The sequence below is a fragment of the Actinophytocola sp. genome, assembly GCF_036402745.1.
Lineage (GTDB): Bacteria > Actinomycetota > Actinomycetes > Mycobacteriales > Pseudonocardiaceae > Actinophytocola.
Window position 1 is genome coordinate 1 of sequence record NZ_DASWSJ010000293.1, and the last position, 17,001, is coordinate 17,001.

At 73.7% G+C, this 17,001-nt stretch carries 12 protein-coding genes; 5 read left to right on the forward strand and 7 right to left on the reverse strand.

The window, feature by feature from the left end; translation table 11 throughout:
- Positions 1–30: 30 nt before the first annotated feature.
- Positions 31–966 carry a DUF6542 domain-containing protein gene (locus VGD70_RS27500; protein WP_331086323.1) on the reverse strand — a complete coding sequence of 312 codons (936 nt, stop codon included), beginning with the start codon at positions 964–966 and terminating at the stop codon, positions 31–33.
- Positions 967–1,440: 474 nt separating this feature from the next.
- Positions 1,441–2,487, reverse strand: coding sequence for a DNA recombination protein RmuC (gene rmuC, locus VGD70_RS27505; protein ID WP_414638072.1), 1,047 nt, complete (start codon positions 2,485–2,487; stop codon positions 1,441–1,443).
- Here rmuC and VGD70_RS27510 point away from each other — a divergent pair.
- From VGD70_RS27510 to VGD70_RS27520, 3 genes are read left to right on the forward strand one after another with little or no spacing between them, the layout of a single operon-like run.
- Entirely contained in the window at positions 2,486–3,124 is a 639-nt protein-coding gene (locus VGD70_RS27510) for a class I SAM-dependent methyltransferase (RefSeq protein WP_331086327.1), read from the forward strand. The genes rmuC and VGD70_RS27510 overlap by 2 nt on opposite strands.
- Positions 3,125–3,172: 48 nt before the next feature.
- Positions 3,173–4,351: an exonuclease SbcCD subunit D gene (locus VGD70_RS27515; protein WP_331086328.1), complete on the forward strand. Its 1,179-nt coding sequence runs from the start codon at positions 3,173–3,175 to the stop codon at positions 4,349–4,351.
- Positions 4,348–7,275, forward strand: coding sequence for an SMC family ATPase (locus VGD70_RS27520; RefSeq protein WP_331086330.1), 2,928 nt, complete (start codon positions 4,348–4,350; stop codon positions 7,273–7,275). The genes VGD70_RS27515 and VGD70_RS27520 overlap by 4 nt, the downstream gene beginning before the upstream one ends.
- Here the strand turns inward: VGD70_RS27520 and VGD70_RS27525 are convergent.
- The 3 genes from VGD70_RS27525 to VGD70_RS27535 are packed head-to-tail and all read right to left on the reverse strand — an operon-like array spanning position 7,262 to position 9,617.
- On the reverse strand, positions 7,262–7,882 hold the full coding sequence (locus tag VGD70_RS27525) for a nucleoside/nucleotide kinase family protein (protein WP_331086332.1): 621 nt from the start codon (positions 7,880–7,882) through the stop codon (positions 7,262–7,264). The genes VGD70_RS27520 and VGD70_RS27525 overlap by 14 nt on opposite strands.
- Complete coding sequence (locus VGD70_RS27530; RefSeq protein WP_331086342.1) at positions 7,879–8,721, reverse strand: PfkB family carbohydrate kinase; 843 nt, start codon at positions 8,719–8,721, stop codon at positions 7,879–7,881. The genes VGD70_RS27525 and VGD70_RS27530 overlap by 4 nt, the downstream gene beginning before the upstream one ends.
- A gap of 5 nt (positions 8,722–8,726) precedes the next feature.
- Complete coding sequence (locus VGD70_RS27535; protein WP_331086334.1) at positions 8,727–9,617, reverse strand: ABC transporter permease; 891 nt, start codon at positions 9,615–9,617, stop codon at positions 8,727–8,729.
- A gap of 115 nt (positions 9,618–9,732) precedes the next feature.
- Here VGD70_RS27535 and VGD70_RS27540 point away from each other — a divergent pair, with 115 nt between their 5' ends.
- Positions 9,733–10,704 (forward strand): LacI family DNA-binding transcriptional regulator, encoded by a 972-nt coding sequence (locus tag VGD70_RS27540; RefSeq protein WP_331086344.1) that lies wholly within the window; start codon positions 9,733–9,735, stop codon positions 10,702–10,704.
- On the opposite strand, the gene VGD70_RS27545 is transcribed toward VGD70_RS27540, so the two are convergent.
- A complete protein-coding gene (locus tag VGD70_RS27545) occupies positions 10,701–12,158 on the reverse strand; it encodes an AlkA N-terminal domain-containing protein (RefSeq protein WP_414638073.1) in 1,458 nt (485 codons plus the stop codon). The genes VGD70_RS27540 and VGD70_RS27545 overlap by 4 nt on opposite strands.
- A gap of 115 nt (positions 12,159–12,273) precedes the next feature.
- Entirely contained in the window at positions 12,274–15,486 is a 3,213-nt protein-coding gene (locus tag VGD70_RS27550) for a S8 family serine peptidase (protein ID WP_331086338.1), read from the reverse strand.
- Positions 15,487–15,748: 262 nt separating this feature from the next.
- Here VGD70_RS27550 and ychF point away from each other — a divergent pair, with 262 nt between their 5' ends.
- Positions 15,749–16,831, forward strand: coding sequence for a redox-regulated ATPase YchF (gene ychF / locus VGD70_RS27555; RefSeq protein ID WP_331086340.1), 1,083 nt, complete (start codon positions 15,749–15,751; stop codon positions 16,829–16,831).
- Positions 16,832–17,001 lie beyond the last annotated feature (170 nt).

Below are 17,001 nucleotides of genomic sequence, written 5' to 3' on the forward strand. Positions count from 1 at the left end.
CGACCAGGTCTGCCGGAGCTTTCCGCTCGGTCAGCGGTACGGGTCCGGGGGGCGGCGGCGGGGCTCTCGGGCTGGTGGGGTGCCGCGGTCGGGGTCGCGGCGGGCGGGGCGGTCTTCCCGGCGGGGGCGGCCTTCCGCGCCCGGGTCACGGCGGCGTGGGGGCGGGTCGCCCTCGCGGGAGCGGCCTCGGCCCGTGCCTCGGTCGCCTCGGGGGCGGTCCTCGCGTGCGCCTCGGTCGCCGCGGGGGGCACCGGGGTCGCGGTCGCCCTCGCGGCGAGGGTCGCGGGGCTGGCGGTTGCGTAGGCCCCGCCGGGCCTCGGGAGCGGCGTCGGGCTCGGGGCGGGGTCGAGCGGGGTCGGGCTCCGCGCGTTCGGGGCGGGCTCGGCCGGCGTCGGGTTCGGCGCGGCCTCGGCTGTCCGGCTCACCGCGGCCTCTGCGGGCCGGGGGGACGCGGTCCTTGCTCGGGCGCTCGCGGCGGCCGGCTGAGGGCTCGCCGCCTCGGGTGCCGACGGCCGGGCGCTCGTCACCGTCGCCGCGGCCGCGCAGGCCACGGGCCGGGCGGTCGTCGCCAGGAACGTCGCCGGTGCGGGACTTGCGGCTCGGGCGGACCTCCGGGTCCGGGTCGCGTTCGCGCCACAGGCGGAACCCGCCGATGGCCACGGTGACCCCCGTCGTGATGGCCATCGTGGGGAAGTTGCTGGTCAGCGGGAGCGCCACGGAGAAGATCAGCTGCTTGAGCCCGCCGCTACCGCTGCTCGGCGCCAGGATGACGACCGCCGCGATCGCGGTGACCGCGAACACCAGCGGCGGCTGCACCATCGGGCCGAAGAGGCTGCGCCGGCGCACCCAGCAGATGGCCGCGACACATCCGACGATGTACGCGCCCTGGTAGATCTTGCCCAGGGTGTCCTGGCGCTGCATGTCGATGAACGCGGCGATCGCCGCCAAGCCGAAGGCGAGCAGCACGGCACCCCACCAGGGCAGTCCACGAGACGTGCCAAGGATGGGGCGGTCATCCCACGCCGGCTCGGCGTCTTGTGCAGGATCGCTCCGGCGATCGCGGGTCGCGGTCACGAGTGCACACGTTAGTAGGTCGGCAGACCTTGCCGGTCGCCGTTCTCCAAACGACGGCGCCGACTCCACTCCAAGATGTGAACCCGGACACAACCCGCCTACTGTCCGCTTCCAAGGACTCGGGACGGCATCAATTCAGTTATGTGAGGTTAACGGTCAGATGTCGCCTCCGGTCCGGACATATCACCCCGCTGCGGGCGTTGTGGCGATCACTCGGAGTGTGCGCACGATCAGGCAGATTCTCACAGCTTCGTGTCCCGGCTGACCGACCCATCGGCGCCGAACGGCCGCGACCCGATCGGCCATTCGGCGCAACCGTCTGGCGAGACGCGTCACGCACCCCGCCCCATCGTCGGATCAATCGGGTCAGAACGGCGGCCCCTCGGGGTCGAACGGCTCGCCGCGGGGCTCGATCGGCGACTCCGCGGGCACCAGGTCGCGTGCCGCCGGCGAGCCGTTGACGACCACCTCGTCGGCGCGCCGCACCGCCGCGATGGGCGTGGGGCTGCCGGCCGCGTCGGACAGGGGCGCCACCGCGGCGGCGAACTGGGTGAGCGCGTCAAGCTCGCGCCGCCGCGCCTGCAGGAACCGCTGCAGGTGGGTGCTCGACACGTTGACCGCGTCGACCGCGCCCTCGGCCGTCCGGTGCGCGGCCGCCGCATGCGCCCGCACCGCCTCGATGTCCTCGACCAGCACCCGCTCGCTGGCCGCGAGCATGGCCGCCGACGCGATGACCGCGAACCCCGTGGGCCCGCACACGAACACCCGGCGGTCGAGCAGCCAGCGCAGCAGGTCGGGGTCGGCGTCCATGGCGGCCGCGACCGCCGCGTCGGACGGGACGAACATGACCGTGCCGTAGATCGCGTCGGCCCAGCGCTGGTAGCCCTTGCCGGCGAGGTCGGTGGCCCGCGAGCGGATGTTGCGCACGTGCACCCGCAGCGCGTCGAGCCGCTCGTCGGCGTCGTCGGTCTCGACCGCCTCGATCCAGCAGGCGATGCTCATCTTGGCGTCGACCGGCACCCGGCGGCCGTCGCCGACGAGCAGCAGCATGTCCGGGCGCACCGAGCCGCCGCCGGCGACGTCGGTCTGGACGGTGAAGTGCAGGCCCTCGCGTAAGCCGAGCGACCGCGCGGTCTCGACGAGCACCTGCTCGCCCAGCTCGCCGCGGCCGTGGATGGAGGCGAACGTGACCTCGTAGCGGCGCAGCGCCGCCGCGTGTGCGTCGGTGCGCTCGCGCTCCTGCCGCACGGCTAAGCCGGCCTCGTCCAGCCGGCGCTGGCTGTCGGCGTAGAGCCGCCGGAACAGCGCGAGCCCGGCGACGATCACCAGCAGCAGAACGACGGCGACGGTGCCGAACACAGCGGCCACCGGTTGTCCCCTCTCTAGCGGCGAAAACGCGGTCGGGAGAATCATGGGCCAGCCCACCGACAATTTCGGGGAGGACGCGGTGCCCGACTGGAGCACGCAGGAGTTCGACGAGCTGTACGCCTCGGTCGGCGCCGACCTCGACCAGGTGCCCTGGGCGCGGCTGCGGCCGAACCCCACCCTGCTCGAGTGGCTGGACGCGCAGGACGCCGGGCCGGGCCGGCGGGCGCTGGTGGTCGCGTGCGGGCTCGGCGACGACGCCGAGGAGCTCGCCCGGCGTGGCTACGAGGTGACCGCGTTCGACCTGTCGGAGACGGCGATCGGCTGGTGCCGCAAGCGTTTCCCGGAGTCCACTGTGGACTATCGGGTGGCCGACCTGCTCGCGCTCCCCGCCGCGTGGGCGCGCGGGTACGACCTCGTGTTCGAGCTCTACACGATCCAGTCGCTGCCGCTCGCCGCCCGCCGGGACGTGGTGGCCGCCCTCGCCGCGCCGGTGGCCGCGGGCGGGACGTTGCTCGTGCGGTGCTCCGGCCGCGGCGACGACGAGCCGGTGGGGTCGCGGCCGTGGCCCGTGAGCCGCGCCGACCTGGCGTCGTTCGCCGGGGAGGGGCTGGCCGAGGTGTCGTTCACCGACGACGTCACCGAGTCCGGCAGGCGCTTCTTCGCGGGGGTGTACCGGCGGTAGCCGCGTGCCTCCCCCAGTTCGCCGGCCGGCGGCCCTAACTTGGCGGGCATGCGGGTGCTGCACACCTCCGACTGGCACGTGGGCCGGATGTTCCACGGCCGCGACCTGCTCGCCGACCAGGAGTCCGTGCTCGGCGGCCTGGCCGACCTCGTGTCCGACGAGCGGGTCGATGTCGTCGTGGTGGCCGGCGACCTCTACGACCGCGCGGTGCCGGCGGGTGAGGCGGTGCTCGCGTGCACCCGGATCCTCGACCGGATCCGCGCGGCGGGCGCCCGGCTGGTGATCACGCCGGGCAACCACGACTCCGCGCCACGGCTCGGCGCGTACTCCGAGTTCGCCGCGGCCGGTGGCCTGCACCTGCGCACCCGGATCGCCGAGCTCGACCGGCCGGTGCTGCTAGACGACCAGCACGGACCCGTTGCGCTGTACGGCATCCCCTACCTCGAGCCGGAGCCGGCGCGGCACTCGATGGGCATCGACGCGGCCGGGCACGCGGGGGTGCTGACCGAGGCGATGGCCCGGGTGCGGGCCGACCTCGCCGGCCGGGGCGACGGGGTGCGGTCGGTGGTGCTGGCGCACGCGTTCGTCACCGGCGGGGCGCCGAGCGCGTCGGAGCGGACCATCGCGGTGGGCGGCGTGGAGCAGGTGCCGAGCGCGGTGTTCGACGGCGTGGACTACGTGGCGCTGGGGCACCTGCACGGGCCGCAGCGGCTGGCCGGGCACCTGCGGTACTCGGGGAGCCCGGTCGCGTACTCGTTCTCCGAGGCGCGGCACCACAAGTCGGTGTGGCTGGTGGAGCTGGACGCGCACGGGCTGGCCGGGGTGGAGCGGCGCGAGCTGGCGGTGCCGCGGCCGCTGGCGACGGTCTCCGGGACGCTGGAGTCGCTGCTGGCCGCGCCGGAGCACGCGGCGTTGACCGGCCACTACCTGTCGGTGGAGCTGACCGACCGGGTGCGGCCGACGGATGCGTTGCGGCGGCTGCAGGAGCGGTTCCCGCACGCGGTGCACCTGGACTGGCGGCCGGAGGGCGCGACGGCAACGCCACTGCGGTACGCGACGACCGTGCGCGGGCGCTCCGACCACGACGTGGCCTGCCAGTTCGTCGACGACTGCCGCGGCGCCGAGCCGACCGACGGCGAGCGCGCCCTGCTGCGGGAGGCGCTGGCGGCGGTGGCGAACGAGGAGCGGGCGGAGCTCGCCAACCAGCGCGGGACGCAAGCGGCGTGAGGCTCCATCGCTTGGAATTGACGGCTTTCGGGCCCTATCCCGATCACGAGGTGGTCGACTTCGATCGGCTGGGGGCCGATGGGCTCTTTCTGCTGTACGGGGACACCGGGGCGGGGAAGACGACGCTGCTCGACGCCGTGGCGTTCGCGCTGTTCGGGGCGGTCCCCGGGGTTCGGGACCAGGCCAAGCGGCTGCGGTGCGACTACGCCGACCCCGCCGTGGTCACCGAGGTGCGGCTGGAGTTCTCCGTGCGGGGGCACCGGCTGCGGCTCGTGCGCGGGCCGGAGTACGCGCGGCCCAAGAAGCGGGGCGGTGGCGAGACCAAGCAGCAGGCGAAGGCGTCGCTCACCTGGGTGGGCGACGCGCCGAGCGGGCACGCGCCGGACGGGCTGACCAGGATCGACGAGGTCGGGCGCACGATCGAGCGGTTGCTGGGCATGAGCAAGGAGCAGTTCTTCCAGGTCGTCCTGCTGCCTCAGGGCGAGTTCGCCCGCTTCCTGTGCGCGGACACGGGCGAGCGGGAGAAGCTGCTCGAGAAGCTGTTCGGCACGCAGCACTTCGCGTTGGTGGAGCAGTGGTTCCGGGACCGCCGGGTCGAGGCCAAGCGGGTGCTGGACGACAAGCGGCGCGCCGAGCTGGACCTGCTGGCCCGCCTCGCGCAGGTCGTCGGCGAGGAGCCGCCGGACGGCGCGGACGAGGCGTGGCTCGACGGGCTCGTGGCGCGGACCGCGGCCGAGGCGTCGGCGGCGGTGACCCAGGAGCTGGAGGTCTCGACGGCCCGGGACCGGTGCGAGCGCGAGTACCTGGCCCTGCGGACGCTGGCCGACCGGGTGCACCGGGCGCGGTCCGCGCACGAGGGGCTGGCCGCGCTCGCGGCGGAGGCGGACGCGCGGGAGGCGTGGCGCGCGCAGCTGGCCGCGGCCCGGCGGGCGGCCGCCGTGGTGCCGGTGGCGCGGGAGCTGGACCGGGTCCTCGCCCTGGCGGGCCGGGCCGAGGACACGGTCGCCGCGCGGCGCGGGGAGCTGCCCGAGGAGTACCGGGACGCGGCGGCCGGGCCGGTGCGGGAGGAGGCCGGGGCGCTCGCGGGGCTCGTCGACGAGGCGGCGCGGCAGGAGTCCGATCGGGACCTGCTCGCCCGGCTGCACGCGTCAGCGGCGGGGGCCGCGACCGCGGTGACGGCGTTGACCGAGCGGCTTTCCCTGCTGCCGCGGGAGATCGAGGACGCGCGGGAGCAGGTGGCGGACGCGGCGCGGGCCGTCGCCGAGCTGCCCGGCCTGCTGTCCACCCGGGACGAGCTGGCCGCGCTCGCCAAGGAGGCCGCCAAGGTCCCCGCGGCGACCGTGGCCGTGCGGACCCTCGCCGAGCGGCACACGGGCGCGGTCGACGCGCACCAGGCGGCGAAGGACCAGCTGCTCGACATCCGGCAGCGGCGCCTGGACGGCATGGCCGCGGAGCTCGCCGGTGCGCTGGCAGGCGGGGCGCCGTGCCCCGTGTGCGGGTCGGCCGAGCACCCGGCGCCCGCGCGCGGCATGCCGAGCCAGGTCACCGCGCGCGACGAGCGCGCGGCGGTGCGGCGGGAGCAGGAGGCGCAGGCCGCGCGGGACGCGGCGAAGGACGAGCTGGTGCGGGCCGAGCGGTTCCTCGCCGCGCTCGGGGACCGGCTCGGCGACGTCGGCGACGTGCGGGCGGCCCTCGCCGAGGCGAGCGTGGCGTACGACGACACCGAGGAACGCGCCGACGCGCACGACCGGCTGCGGGAGCGCGTGCGAGCCCTCGAGACCGAGGCCGAGCAGGCCCGGGACCGGCTGCGCACGGCCGAGCGGCAGGCGAACGGGTACGAGCACGAGCGGGCCGCCGTCGAGGCGCGCATCGCCGAGCGGGCCGGCCGACTGGAGGCGGCCCGGGGCGGGCATCCCGACGTCGCGACCCGGCGCCGGTACCTGCTCGACGTCGCCGCCGGGCTCGAGGCGCTGACCGCGGCCACGGCGGCCCGGGACACCGCCGCCGCGCGGGTCGACGAGCAGCGGGCGGCCCTGGCCGGGGCCGTCGCCGAGGCCGGGTTCGACGACGTCGAGCAGGCCCGGGACGCGGCGCGGGACGACCGGACGATCACCCGGCTTGGTGATCGACTTGCCGAGGCGCAGGCCCGCGAGGCCGGGTGGCGGCAGGTGCTCGCCGATCCCGACCTGGCCGACGTCGACCCGGCGCGGGCGGTGGAGCTCGGCGCGGCCGCGGACGCGTTCTCGCTGGTGCAGGACGAGGTCAAGGAAGCCGTCGCGCGGGCCAGGGTGGCGAGCCAGGTGAGCAAGGCCGTCGGCGAGCTGGCCGGGCGGCTGCGGGTGGTGTGGGTGGAGCTCGTGCCCGCGGTGGCCGGGTACGTCGAGCTCGACGCGCTCACCGACGTGGTCAACGGGCGCGGACAGAACGCGCGGAAGATGTCGCTGCGGGCCTACGTGCTCGCCGCGCGGCTGGAGGAGGTCGCGGTCGCGGCCACCGCGCGGCTGCGGCGGATGAGCGAGGACCGCTTCTCGTTCGTGCACAGCGACGCCGCCGGGGCCCGCGGCAAGCGCGGCGGGCTCGGCCTCGACGTGCTCGACGACTACTCCGGCCAGGTCCGCTCCGCCAAGACGCTGTCCGGCGGCGAGACGTTCCTGGCCTCGCTGGCGCTGGCGCTCGGGCTCGCCGATGTCGTCGCGGCGGAGACCGGCGGGGCGCTGCTCGACACGCTGTTCGTCGACGAGGGCTTCGGGATGCTCGACGCCGACACGCTCGACGAGGTGATGAACACCCTCGACGAGCTGCGGGCCGGCGGCCGGGTCGTCGGGCTCGTGTCGCACGTGGAGGAGCTGCGCCAGCGCATCCCGACCCGGCTGCGGGTGCACAAGTCCCGCACCGGGTCGACCGTCGAGCTCATCTCGGCGTGACGGGAACGACCAGGTCGGCCGCCTCTCGGGTGGCGTTGATCAGCAGCGCGTTGCGCTCGTCCGAGCCGAACGTCCGCTCGCGGGCCTGCTCCGGCGTGCGGCCGAACGCGCGGTGCCGGTCGATCAGCCACCGCCGCCGGTCGTCCTCGGCCGGCTCGAGGAACCAGACCTCGTCCAGCAGCTCGCGTACCGAACGCCACGGCGGGTCGGGCAGCAGCAGGTAGTTCCCCTCGGTGACGACCAGCCGGATCCGCGGCGGCACCGGGACCGCGCCGGCGATCGGCTCCTCCAGGTCCCGGCGGAAGGCCGGCGCGTAGACGGTCTCGCCGGGCGGCCGGGATCGCAGGCGGCGCAACAGGTTCACGTACCCCGCCGCGTCGAACGTGTCCGGCGCGCCCTTGCGCTCGGTGCGGCCCAGCCGGGCCAGCTCGGCCTGCGCCAGGTGGAAGCCGTCCATTCCGATGTGGACGGACCGCGGCCCGAGCGCGGCCACCAGCTCCTCGGCCAGCGTCGACTTCCCCGCGGCCGGCGCGCCGCAGATGCCCAGCAGGGCCCGCTCGCGGTCCATCAGCCCGCGGGCTCGCGCCAGGAGCTCGTCGAACGTCATGAGGCGAGCTGCCGCATCGGGATCACCCAGGACCGCGCGCCCTCGTGGCCGATCCGGACCGCCGCCGCGCGGTTCGCGAACTCGATGACCGCCGGCACGTCGGCCGCCGTCGGCACCGCACCCAGCCGGGCCACCGCGAGCGCCGCCGCGCCGTGCCACACGTCGCCCGCGCCCACCGTGTCCCGCACGTCGGTCGGTGCCACGACGACCTCGCCGCTCTCCCCGCCGGCCGTCCAGCGCACCGGGTCCGCGCCGGCCGTGCGGATCACGACCGGGTTGGTCAGGTCGGCCGGCGCCTCGAACGCCGAGGAGCACGCGCAGACGTCCACGAGGGGCAGCAGCTCCGCCAGCACCGGCTTCCAGCTGCCCGCGTCGAGCACCACCGGGATGCCGAGCGCGCGGGCCAAGCGCGCGGCCCGCAGCGCCAGCTCCGGGTGGTGCCCGTCGAGCAGCACCGCGCCCGCGCCGGTGAGGTCGACGTCGGCCACCGCCGCCACGCCGGCCGCGTTGTGCGACACCACCGTCCGCTCGCCGTCGGACTCCCGCACCGACACCGCGCTCACCGCGGGCGGCGCGACCCGGTACGGCAGCACGTCGGTGACCTCGACGCCGCATGCCGTCAGGTCGCCGAAAGCCAGCTGCGCCAACGGGTGCGAGCCCAGCACGGTGGACAGCCGGGCCACCCCGCCGAGCGCCGCGACGGCCACCGCGGCGTTGGCCGCCGGGCCACCGGCCGCGAGCTCCACCGAGCTGCTCTGCACCTTCTCCCCCGGCGCCGGCAGCGACGCGACCCGCTGCACCAGGTCGACCGTGCACAACCCGACCGAGACGACGGCCATGCCACTCATCGGTGCCTCCACTGCCCGAACCGGTTCACCGCGACCGCGGCCAGCAGGAGCACGGCCACGGTCACGTCCTGGTACAGCGTGTCGACGCCGGCCTGGCCGAGCCCGGTCCGCAGGACCGCGACGACCAGCGCGCCCACCAGCGTGCCGGCGACGCTGCCCCGGCCGCCGAAGAGGCTAATGCCGCCGAGCGCGACCGCGGTGATCGAGTCGAGGTTGCCGAGCGGGAGGGCGTCCGGGCCGGCGATGGGCACCCGGCCGAGCGCCTGCCACGCGGCGATCCCGTAGACCACGCCGGCCGCCACGTACAGCCCCGGCACCGACCGCCACCGCGTCCTGGCCAGCACGAACCAGACGGCGAGCGCCAGCACGAGCAGCGCGCCCATGCCGTAGGTGAGCTCGATCCGGCCGAACAGGTACTTCGTGGTCCCCAGGAAGCCGAGCACGTCGTCGGTCACCGCGAAGGTCCGCCCCCGCGCGTAGCTCCGGCTGACCGCGGTGACGATCACGAGCAGGGCGAACGTGACGAGGAACGGCGGCAGCCGCAGCCCCGCCACCAGCCCGCCGGTCACCGCGCCGATCCCCGCGGCCGCGAGGACGCCGATGACCAGCGCCAGCACAGCGGGGGTGCCGGTGAGCGCGAGGTTCGCGACCAGCAGCGTGGCGAACACCGCGACGGCCGCGTTGGCCAGGTCGATGCCGCCCGCGCGGACGACGAGCAGCTGGCCGAGCGCGAGCGTGCCCACCACCAGCGCCTGCGCGACCACATGGGAGAGGTTGTCGACGTCGAGGAACGAGCGGCTCGCGAGCCCGAACGCCAGCACGAGCATCACCAGCACGGCCGTCGGGTAGACCAGGAGCGGTATCCGGGCCGAGGAAAGTCGTCCCATGTGGACCTCCCACGGCGAGGCGGTTTGCGGCGAAGTTATTGATCTCTGTACCGTGACGCAACCGGTTGCGCAAACGCTTGCGGCCGTACCGATTCAGGAGCTGTCCGTGATCACCATGCGGGACATCGCCCGGCTGGCCGGCGTGTCCATCACGACGGTCTCGCACGTCGTCAACTCGACGAGGTCGGTCGCGCCGGAGACCAAGGCGAAGGTGCTGGACGCGATCGAGCACACCGGGTACACGGGCGACGTTATCGCGCGGTCGCTGGTGACCGGGGGGACCCGCTCGCTCGGCGTGGCGATCTCCCTGGCCGCGAACCCCGAGCTGCTGCGGGCGATCGAGCACGAGACCACGCGGGCGGGCTACACCGTGGTGCTCGCGGACACCCACGACGAGCCCGACGCCGAGCAGTCCGCGGTCCGCACGCTGCGCTCGCGGCGGGTCGACGGCCTGGTCCTCACGCCGTCGCCGCGCGCGTCCGGGACGGCGCTGCCGCAGCTGCGCACGCTCGGGATCCCGGTCGTGCTGCTGGACCGGCTGACGACGAGCCAGGACGTCGACCAGGTGGGCCCGGAGAACGTGTACGCGACGTCCGGGCTGGTGCGCCACCTCGCCGACCTCGGCCACCGGCGGATCGGGATGATCACCGGCGCGACCGGCCTCGCGACGACGTCCGAGCGGGTGCTCGGCTACCGGCTCGGCCTCGGCCGCTCGCGCCTGACGTGGGACGAGTCGCTCGTCGTGCCGGGCACGCCGGCCGAGGCCGCGCTGGGCCTGTTGCTGGAGCTGGTGTCGCCGCCGACGGCCGTGGTGGCGGGTGACAACACGATGCTGTCGGGCGTGCTGCGCGAGTGCCGGCGGCGCGGGGTGCGGGTCGGGGTGGACCTGGCGGTGGTGGGCTACGACGACGTCGAGTGGGCTGAGCTCCTCGACCCGCCGGTCACGACCGTGGCGCAGCCGATCGCGGAGATGGGCCGGACGGCGGTGCGGATGCTGCTGGACCGCATCGCCGACCCGGCCAGGCCGCCGGTGACCAAGCGCCTGCCGACGACGTTCATCCACCGCAGGTCCTGCGGCTGCCCCTAGCCCGCCCGCCACAGGTGCATGCCGGCGTAGGAGCGCCACGGCCGCCAGGCGCTCGCCCGCGCCAGCAACTCGTCCGAAGTGGACGGCAGGCCGAGGACCCCGGCTCCCTTGCGCAGCGCGACATCCGTGGTCAGCAGCACGTCCGGCGCGCCGAGCACGCGCATCAGCACGTAACCCGCCGTCCACGGCCCCACGCCGGCGAACTCCCGCAGCGTGTGGGACAGCTCGTCCGGGTCGGCGCCGACGTGGACGTCGAGCTCCCCGCCGGCCAGCGCGGCGTTGACGGTGAGCATCGTGTCGATGCGCCGGCGCGGCCCCGTGAGCACCTCCGCGCCCCGCGCGGCGATCGCGGCGGGCGTGGGGAACAGCGTGGTCAGCGCGCCGTCCGGGGCGGGCAGCGGGTCACCCAGTGCCGCGGCGAGCGAGCCGAGCGCGGTCCGGGCCGCGGCGACGGAGATCTGCTGGCCGGCCAGTGCCCGGGTGACGATCTCCGCGCCGTCGACGCTGCCCGGCAGCCGCATCCCGGGTGTCGCCGCGACGGACGCGGCCAGCGCGGGGTCGCCGCCGAGCACCTCGGCCACCGCGCCCGGGTCGGCGTCGAGGTCGAACAGCCGCCGCAGCCGGGACACGGCGCTGCCCAGGTCACGCATGTCGGTGAGCTTCAGGGTGCAGTCGAGGTGCCCGCCGGCCGGCCGGAGCCGCGCGGTGCCGGTGCCGTGCGGCAGCCGCAGCGTCCGCGCGTACTCGCCGTCCTGGACGGTCTCGACCCCGGGAACGGCCCGGGCGGCGAGGAACGCGAACAGGCCGGCCACGTCGAACGGCTCCCGGTACGGCAGCCGCAGCGTCACCTTGCCCGCGGCCGGGCCCGCGGACCGGGACCGGCGCTTGGCCGCCACCCGCAGCCCCGACGGCGTGGTGGCGAACACCGCGCGGATCGTGTCGTTGAACTGCCGCACGCTCGCGAACCCGGCCGCGAACGCGATGTCCGCGAACCCGAGGCCGGTGGTCTCGATGAGCAGCCGGGCCGAGTGCGCGCGGTGCGCCCGCGCCAGCGCGAGCGGCCCGGCGCCGAGCTCCGCGGTGAGGACCCGGGTCAGGTGGCGCTCCGAGTAGCCGACCCGGCGGGCGAGGCCCGGCACGCCCTCGCGCTCGACCACGCCGTCGGTGATCAGCCGCATCGCCCGGCCGGCCAGGTCGGCCCGCAGGTTCCACTCCGGCGAGCCCGGCACCGAGTCCGGCAGGCACCGCCGGCACGCGCGGAACCCGGCCTGCTGCGCGGCCGCCGCGGTGGGGAAGAACAGCATGTTCTGCCGCTTCGGCGTGATGGCCGGGCAGGACGGCCGGCAGTAGATCCGGGTGGTCCGCACGGCCACGATGAACTGGCCGTCGAACCGGGCGTCCCGCGACGCCGACGCCCGGTATCCCTGCTCCTCGTCGATTCGCACGCACCCCATGCTGCCAGCGCCGACGCGCCCCGGCTCGCGGGAAACGGACGCGGCGATGGACGACGCGAAAGGCCGCCCCCGGCGAACCGGGAGCGGCCTTTCGCGGCAGAGCTGCTACGGGCTGCTACGGGGTGACCGACTGGATCACGACGTCACCGCTGCCGACGAGCGCACCGGTGTTCGTCAGCACCCGGACGTTGCCGTACAGCACCCGGCCGGGGGCCGGCACCGAGCCCGGCGTGACCGTGCCGGGGACCGTCCAGGACGCGCCGCCCGGACGCGCCTGGTCGGTGTCCGTGAGCTGGATCGACCCGAACGACGGGCCGGAGAACACGTCCACGTAGTTGTACGTCGTCGTGCCGGCCGGCACGGCGTACCCGACGACGAGCACGACCCACTGACCCGGCGTCGGGTTGGCGACGGTCGCCTCCTCCTCCGAGTCCCCGTCGGCACTCGAGGCCGCCTGACGGCAGGTCCCGCTCGTGCAGTTGAACAGGAACAGGTCCAGGTCGGCGCCGAGGTCGGACGTGCCGCCGATCTTGGCCCGCAACGAGGTCGCCCCCGCCGTGACCGTCACCGGGTACTGCTGCTGGGCCCCGTCCGCGATGGTCGGCGTGCCGAGCCTGGCGCTACCCAGCGAGGTGCCGGTCGCCCGGCCGGTGAACGGACCGAACGAGTTGGTCAGCGTGTACGACCGCGAGATCGGCTGGCCGACCGGCGCCGAGGCGATGGTGTCCGGGTTCGGCGACACGCTCGCGCCCAGCACCGAGGTGGTCAACGTGTACGGCGCGGACGCCGCGTCCGAGGTCCGCCGCGCCTCGACCACGATCTCCCACACACCCGGCAGCGGATTGGCGAACGTCCGGCTGGTCGGGTCCCCGGAGTCACAGGCGTTGCCCGGCGGCACCGGCGGGTTGTAGCAGTTCGGCGAGGAGTTGTCCTCGATCCCGACGCCGTACGGGTGGAACCGCAGGAACCGGATCTGGCCGGCGCCCGGCGTCGTGCCGCCGCCGTCGAGGTTCACCAGCAGCGCCGGGGTGTTCGCCGGCACCCGGACGAAGTAGCTGTCCCAGTCGTTGCGGCCGACCTCGCCACTGTGCTTGACCTGGTAGCTGTTGCTCGCCGTGAAGTCCTCCGCGGCGATCACCGTGTTCATCGTCTGGTAGTCGATGCCGGTGGTCATCTCGCTGTCCAGGTTCAGGATCGCCGAGTGCACGCCGGACGAGCGCGGGTTGACCGACACCCGGAACTTGACCGCGCTGCCCTTGCGCAGCGTGATCTCGTCCTCCGACCGGAACGTGCCGTCGTTGCCGACCCACTTCACGTCGTAGGTCACCGGGCCGGCCGGGCCGGAGTTGCGGGTGAAGGTGTACTCCCGGGTGAACCGGTCGTTCTTCTTCACACCCTCGCGGTCGTAGATGCCGACGCCGATGCCCGGGGTGGCCAGGAAGCCCGACAGCACCGTGTTGACCGGGACGGCCGAGGTGATGTCCACCGTCGTCGGCCTGGCCCTGAGGACGTTCCAGGCCTTCCGCACGTCGATGAGGCCGTTGCCCTGCTCGTAGGCCTGGTAGTTCTTCAGGAACCGGGTGGTCGAGGTCATGGCCGTGCGCAGCTGCGCCGGGGTGACGTCGACGTGCTTCTGGACGGCGGCGCTCATCAGCAGCGCCGCCGCACCGGCGGCCTGCGGCGAGGCCATCGAGGTGCCCTGCAGCATCGCGTAGCCCGGCGGCAGCGCGTAGGTGCCGGCGACCGGACCACCCGCCATCCAGGTCGGGATCGGCGAGATGGCCGCACCCGGCGCGATGATGTTCGGCTTGAACCCGCCGTCCTCACGCGGACCGCGCGACGAGAACGGGTGGATGTTGTCCTCCTGCGCGGAGTTCGAGCCGTAGTTGCGCTGCCAGGTCGCCTTGGTGATGTACGTGCCGACGCTCATCACCTTGTTGGCGTTGGTCGGCTGGCTCACCGTGTTCACGCCGGGGCCGTCGTTGCCGGCCGAGATGAACATCTGCACGCCGTAGGTGTCGATCAGCTCGTTGTAGAGCCGCTCGCGCACGGTGTTGCCGTCGTTGACCAGGTCCAGGCCGCCGATCGACATGTTGATCACATCGACGTTCGCGTCGCGCGCGGCGTAGATCATGCCCTCGTCCATGGCGTGCGCGGTGCAGCCGGCGACGAACAGGCACGCCCGGACCGACACCAGCTTCGCGCCGGGGGCCGCGCCGTTCATGTTGCCGCCGAACAGCTTGTTGCCCGCGACGATGCCGGCGACGTGCGAGCCGTGCTCACCGGAGACGATGCCGATGTTCACCGACTGGGTCGACGGGCTCGTCTGCACGACGAACGGCATCGACTCGGAGACCGCGGTCGCCGGGTTGTCCGTGCCGAACTTGCCGATGTCCTGCTTGACCTTGTAGTCGGTCATCGGCTTCTCGTCGGCGAAGTCCTTGTCCTGGTCCGTGTCGACCCAGACGGTGTTCGTCGCCGGGTCCCACAGCACGCCGAAGGTGCCGATGCTGCCGGCCGGGTTGCCGTCGCGGTTGACGTCGTTGCCCAGCTCGCCGCCGAGGCGCGCGTCGCGCTCGTTGAACAGGCCGAAGCGGTAGCCGCTCGGCTGGCCCGGCGCGGGGCTCGTCATGTCGATCCACGTCGGGTCGTTGTCTTTGTTGACGCCGTTGGTGAACCCGGGGTCGGTGAAGGTGACCCAGTCGACGATCTTCTTCTCGCCGGTGCTGGTGGTGTTCAGCGACGGGTGGCCGAGGTCCACGCCCGTGTCGACGATGCCGACCGTCACGCCGCGGCCGTCGAGCTTGGGGTTCTGCTCGACGAACTGGGCGGCGCCGGTGTCACCGGTCGGCATGTACGGGTTGACCCGCGGGGTGTTCTTGTCCGGCGCCGGCTGCGGCGACGGGGTCTGAATGCCCTCCGGACGGGGGTCGTCCAGCTTGACCGTGCGGTCGACGTTGAGCGCGTTGACACCGGCGATCTTCGCCATCTCGTCGACGTTGTCGACCGGCACCTCGGCCCGGACGTAGCCGAGCTCGTCCGCGCGGTACCTGATCTCCGCGCCCTGCGCCTTGAGCTTGTCGACGACCCCCGCGTCGCCCATCACCTGGATCTCGACGGTGCTCTTGCCCTCGCGCTTGGCTTGGGCGACGAGATCCCGGTCCTGCTTTCCGAGCTCTGTGCCGATGGTCGGCGCCTTCGGCGGGGCCGCTGTAGCGGCGCCCGCGCTCGCCGGCAGCGCGGCCAGCGAGATGCCGACCACCGCGGCCGTGCAGGCCGCCGTGAGGCCGGTCCTTCTGCCTCGCCGGCGCGAATCACGTTGGGTCATCCCACGTCCTTCTTCTTCTGAGAGCGAAGCGAGCTTGGGGCGGCTCGCGCGCGCAGGTCTGAACGAGTCCAGAGGTGCTCACGGAGTGTTGTTGAGGTAAGCCAGACTGACTAGCGTCCAAACGGGCTAATCCTGCCTACTTGCGTGCCATAACAAGACACTCCGTGTTGTATGTCGCTCCCCGTAGCCCGTTCGCTACCACGATTGGGTTACAGCATTGGTGCACGCAGGCGGCCGGACGGGGGTCCGTAGACTCATCCCAGTGAGTTTGACCCTCGGGATCGTCGGACTGCCCAACGTCGGCAAGTCCACCCTGTTCAACGCCCTGACCAGTAACAACGTGCTCGCCGCGAACTACCCGTTCGCCACGATCGAGCCCAACGTCGGGGTCGTCCCGCTGCCCGAGCCGCGCCTGGCCGTGCTGTCCACAATGTTCGAGAGCGCGCGGGTGGTCCCCGCCACGGTGTCCTTCGTGGACATCGCAGGCCTCGTCCGCGGCGCCTCGGAGGGGCAGGGCAGGGGTAACAAGTTCCTCGCCAACATCCGCGAGGCGGACGCGATCTGCCAGGTGATCCGGGTGTTCGACGACCCCAACGTGGTGCATGTGGACGGTCGGGTCGACCCGTCCAGCGACATCGAGACGATCAACACCGAGCTGATCCTCGCCGACCTGCAGACGCTGGAGAAGGCGTTGCCCCGGCTGGAGAAGGAGGCCCGCACCCGCAAGGAGGCGCGGCCGGCGCTGGAGGCGGCCAAGGAGGCCGTCGCGGTGCTCGACGCGGGACGCACGCTGTTCGCCGCGCGGTCCGAAGTGGATGGTTCGCTGCTGCGCGAGCTCAGCCTGCTCACCTCCAAGCCGTTCCTGTATGTCTTCAACTGCGACGAGGCGGTCCTCCCCGACCCCGCGCGCCGCGAGGCGCTTGCCTCGCTGGTGGCCCCCGCGGACGCGGTGTTCCTCGACGCCAAGGTCGAGGCAGAGCTGCTCGAGCTGGACGATGAGGAGTCGGTGCGCGAGCTGCTGGAGTCGATCGGCCAGGAGGAGCCCGGCCTGCACTCGCTGGCCCGGGCCGGCTTCCACACGCTGGGCCTGCGGACCTACCTGACCGCGGGCCCGAAGGAGTCGCGCGCCTGGACCATCCACAAAGGATGGACCGCGCCGCAGGCCGCGGGGGTGATCCACACGGACTTCGAGCGCGGCTTCATCAAGGCCGAGGTCGTCTCCTACGACGACCTGGTCGAGGCGGGCTCGATGGCCGCGGCGAAGGCGGCGGGCAAGGTCCGCATCGAGGGCAAGGACTACGTCATGGCCGACGGCGACGTGGTGGAGTTCCGCTTCAACGTCTGACATCGCCTCAATGTGCTGCTCAGACGCCTGCTAACGGCGCCCAGTCCGCACCAGAGTCCGCAGGATTGTCGAGTGCTGCGGACATCAGGCCGTCCGTGGCAGCTCGAGTGCGATCGTCCGCGTCGGGCCACAGGTGTCCGTAGGTGTTCAGCGTCGTGGTCGCCGAGGCG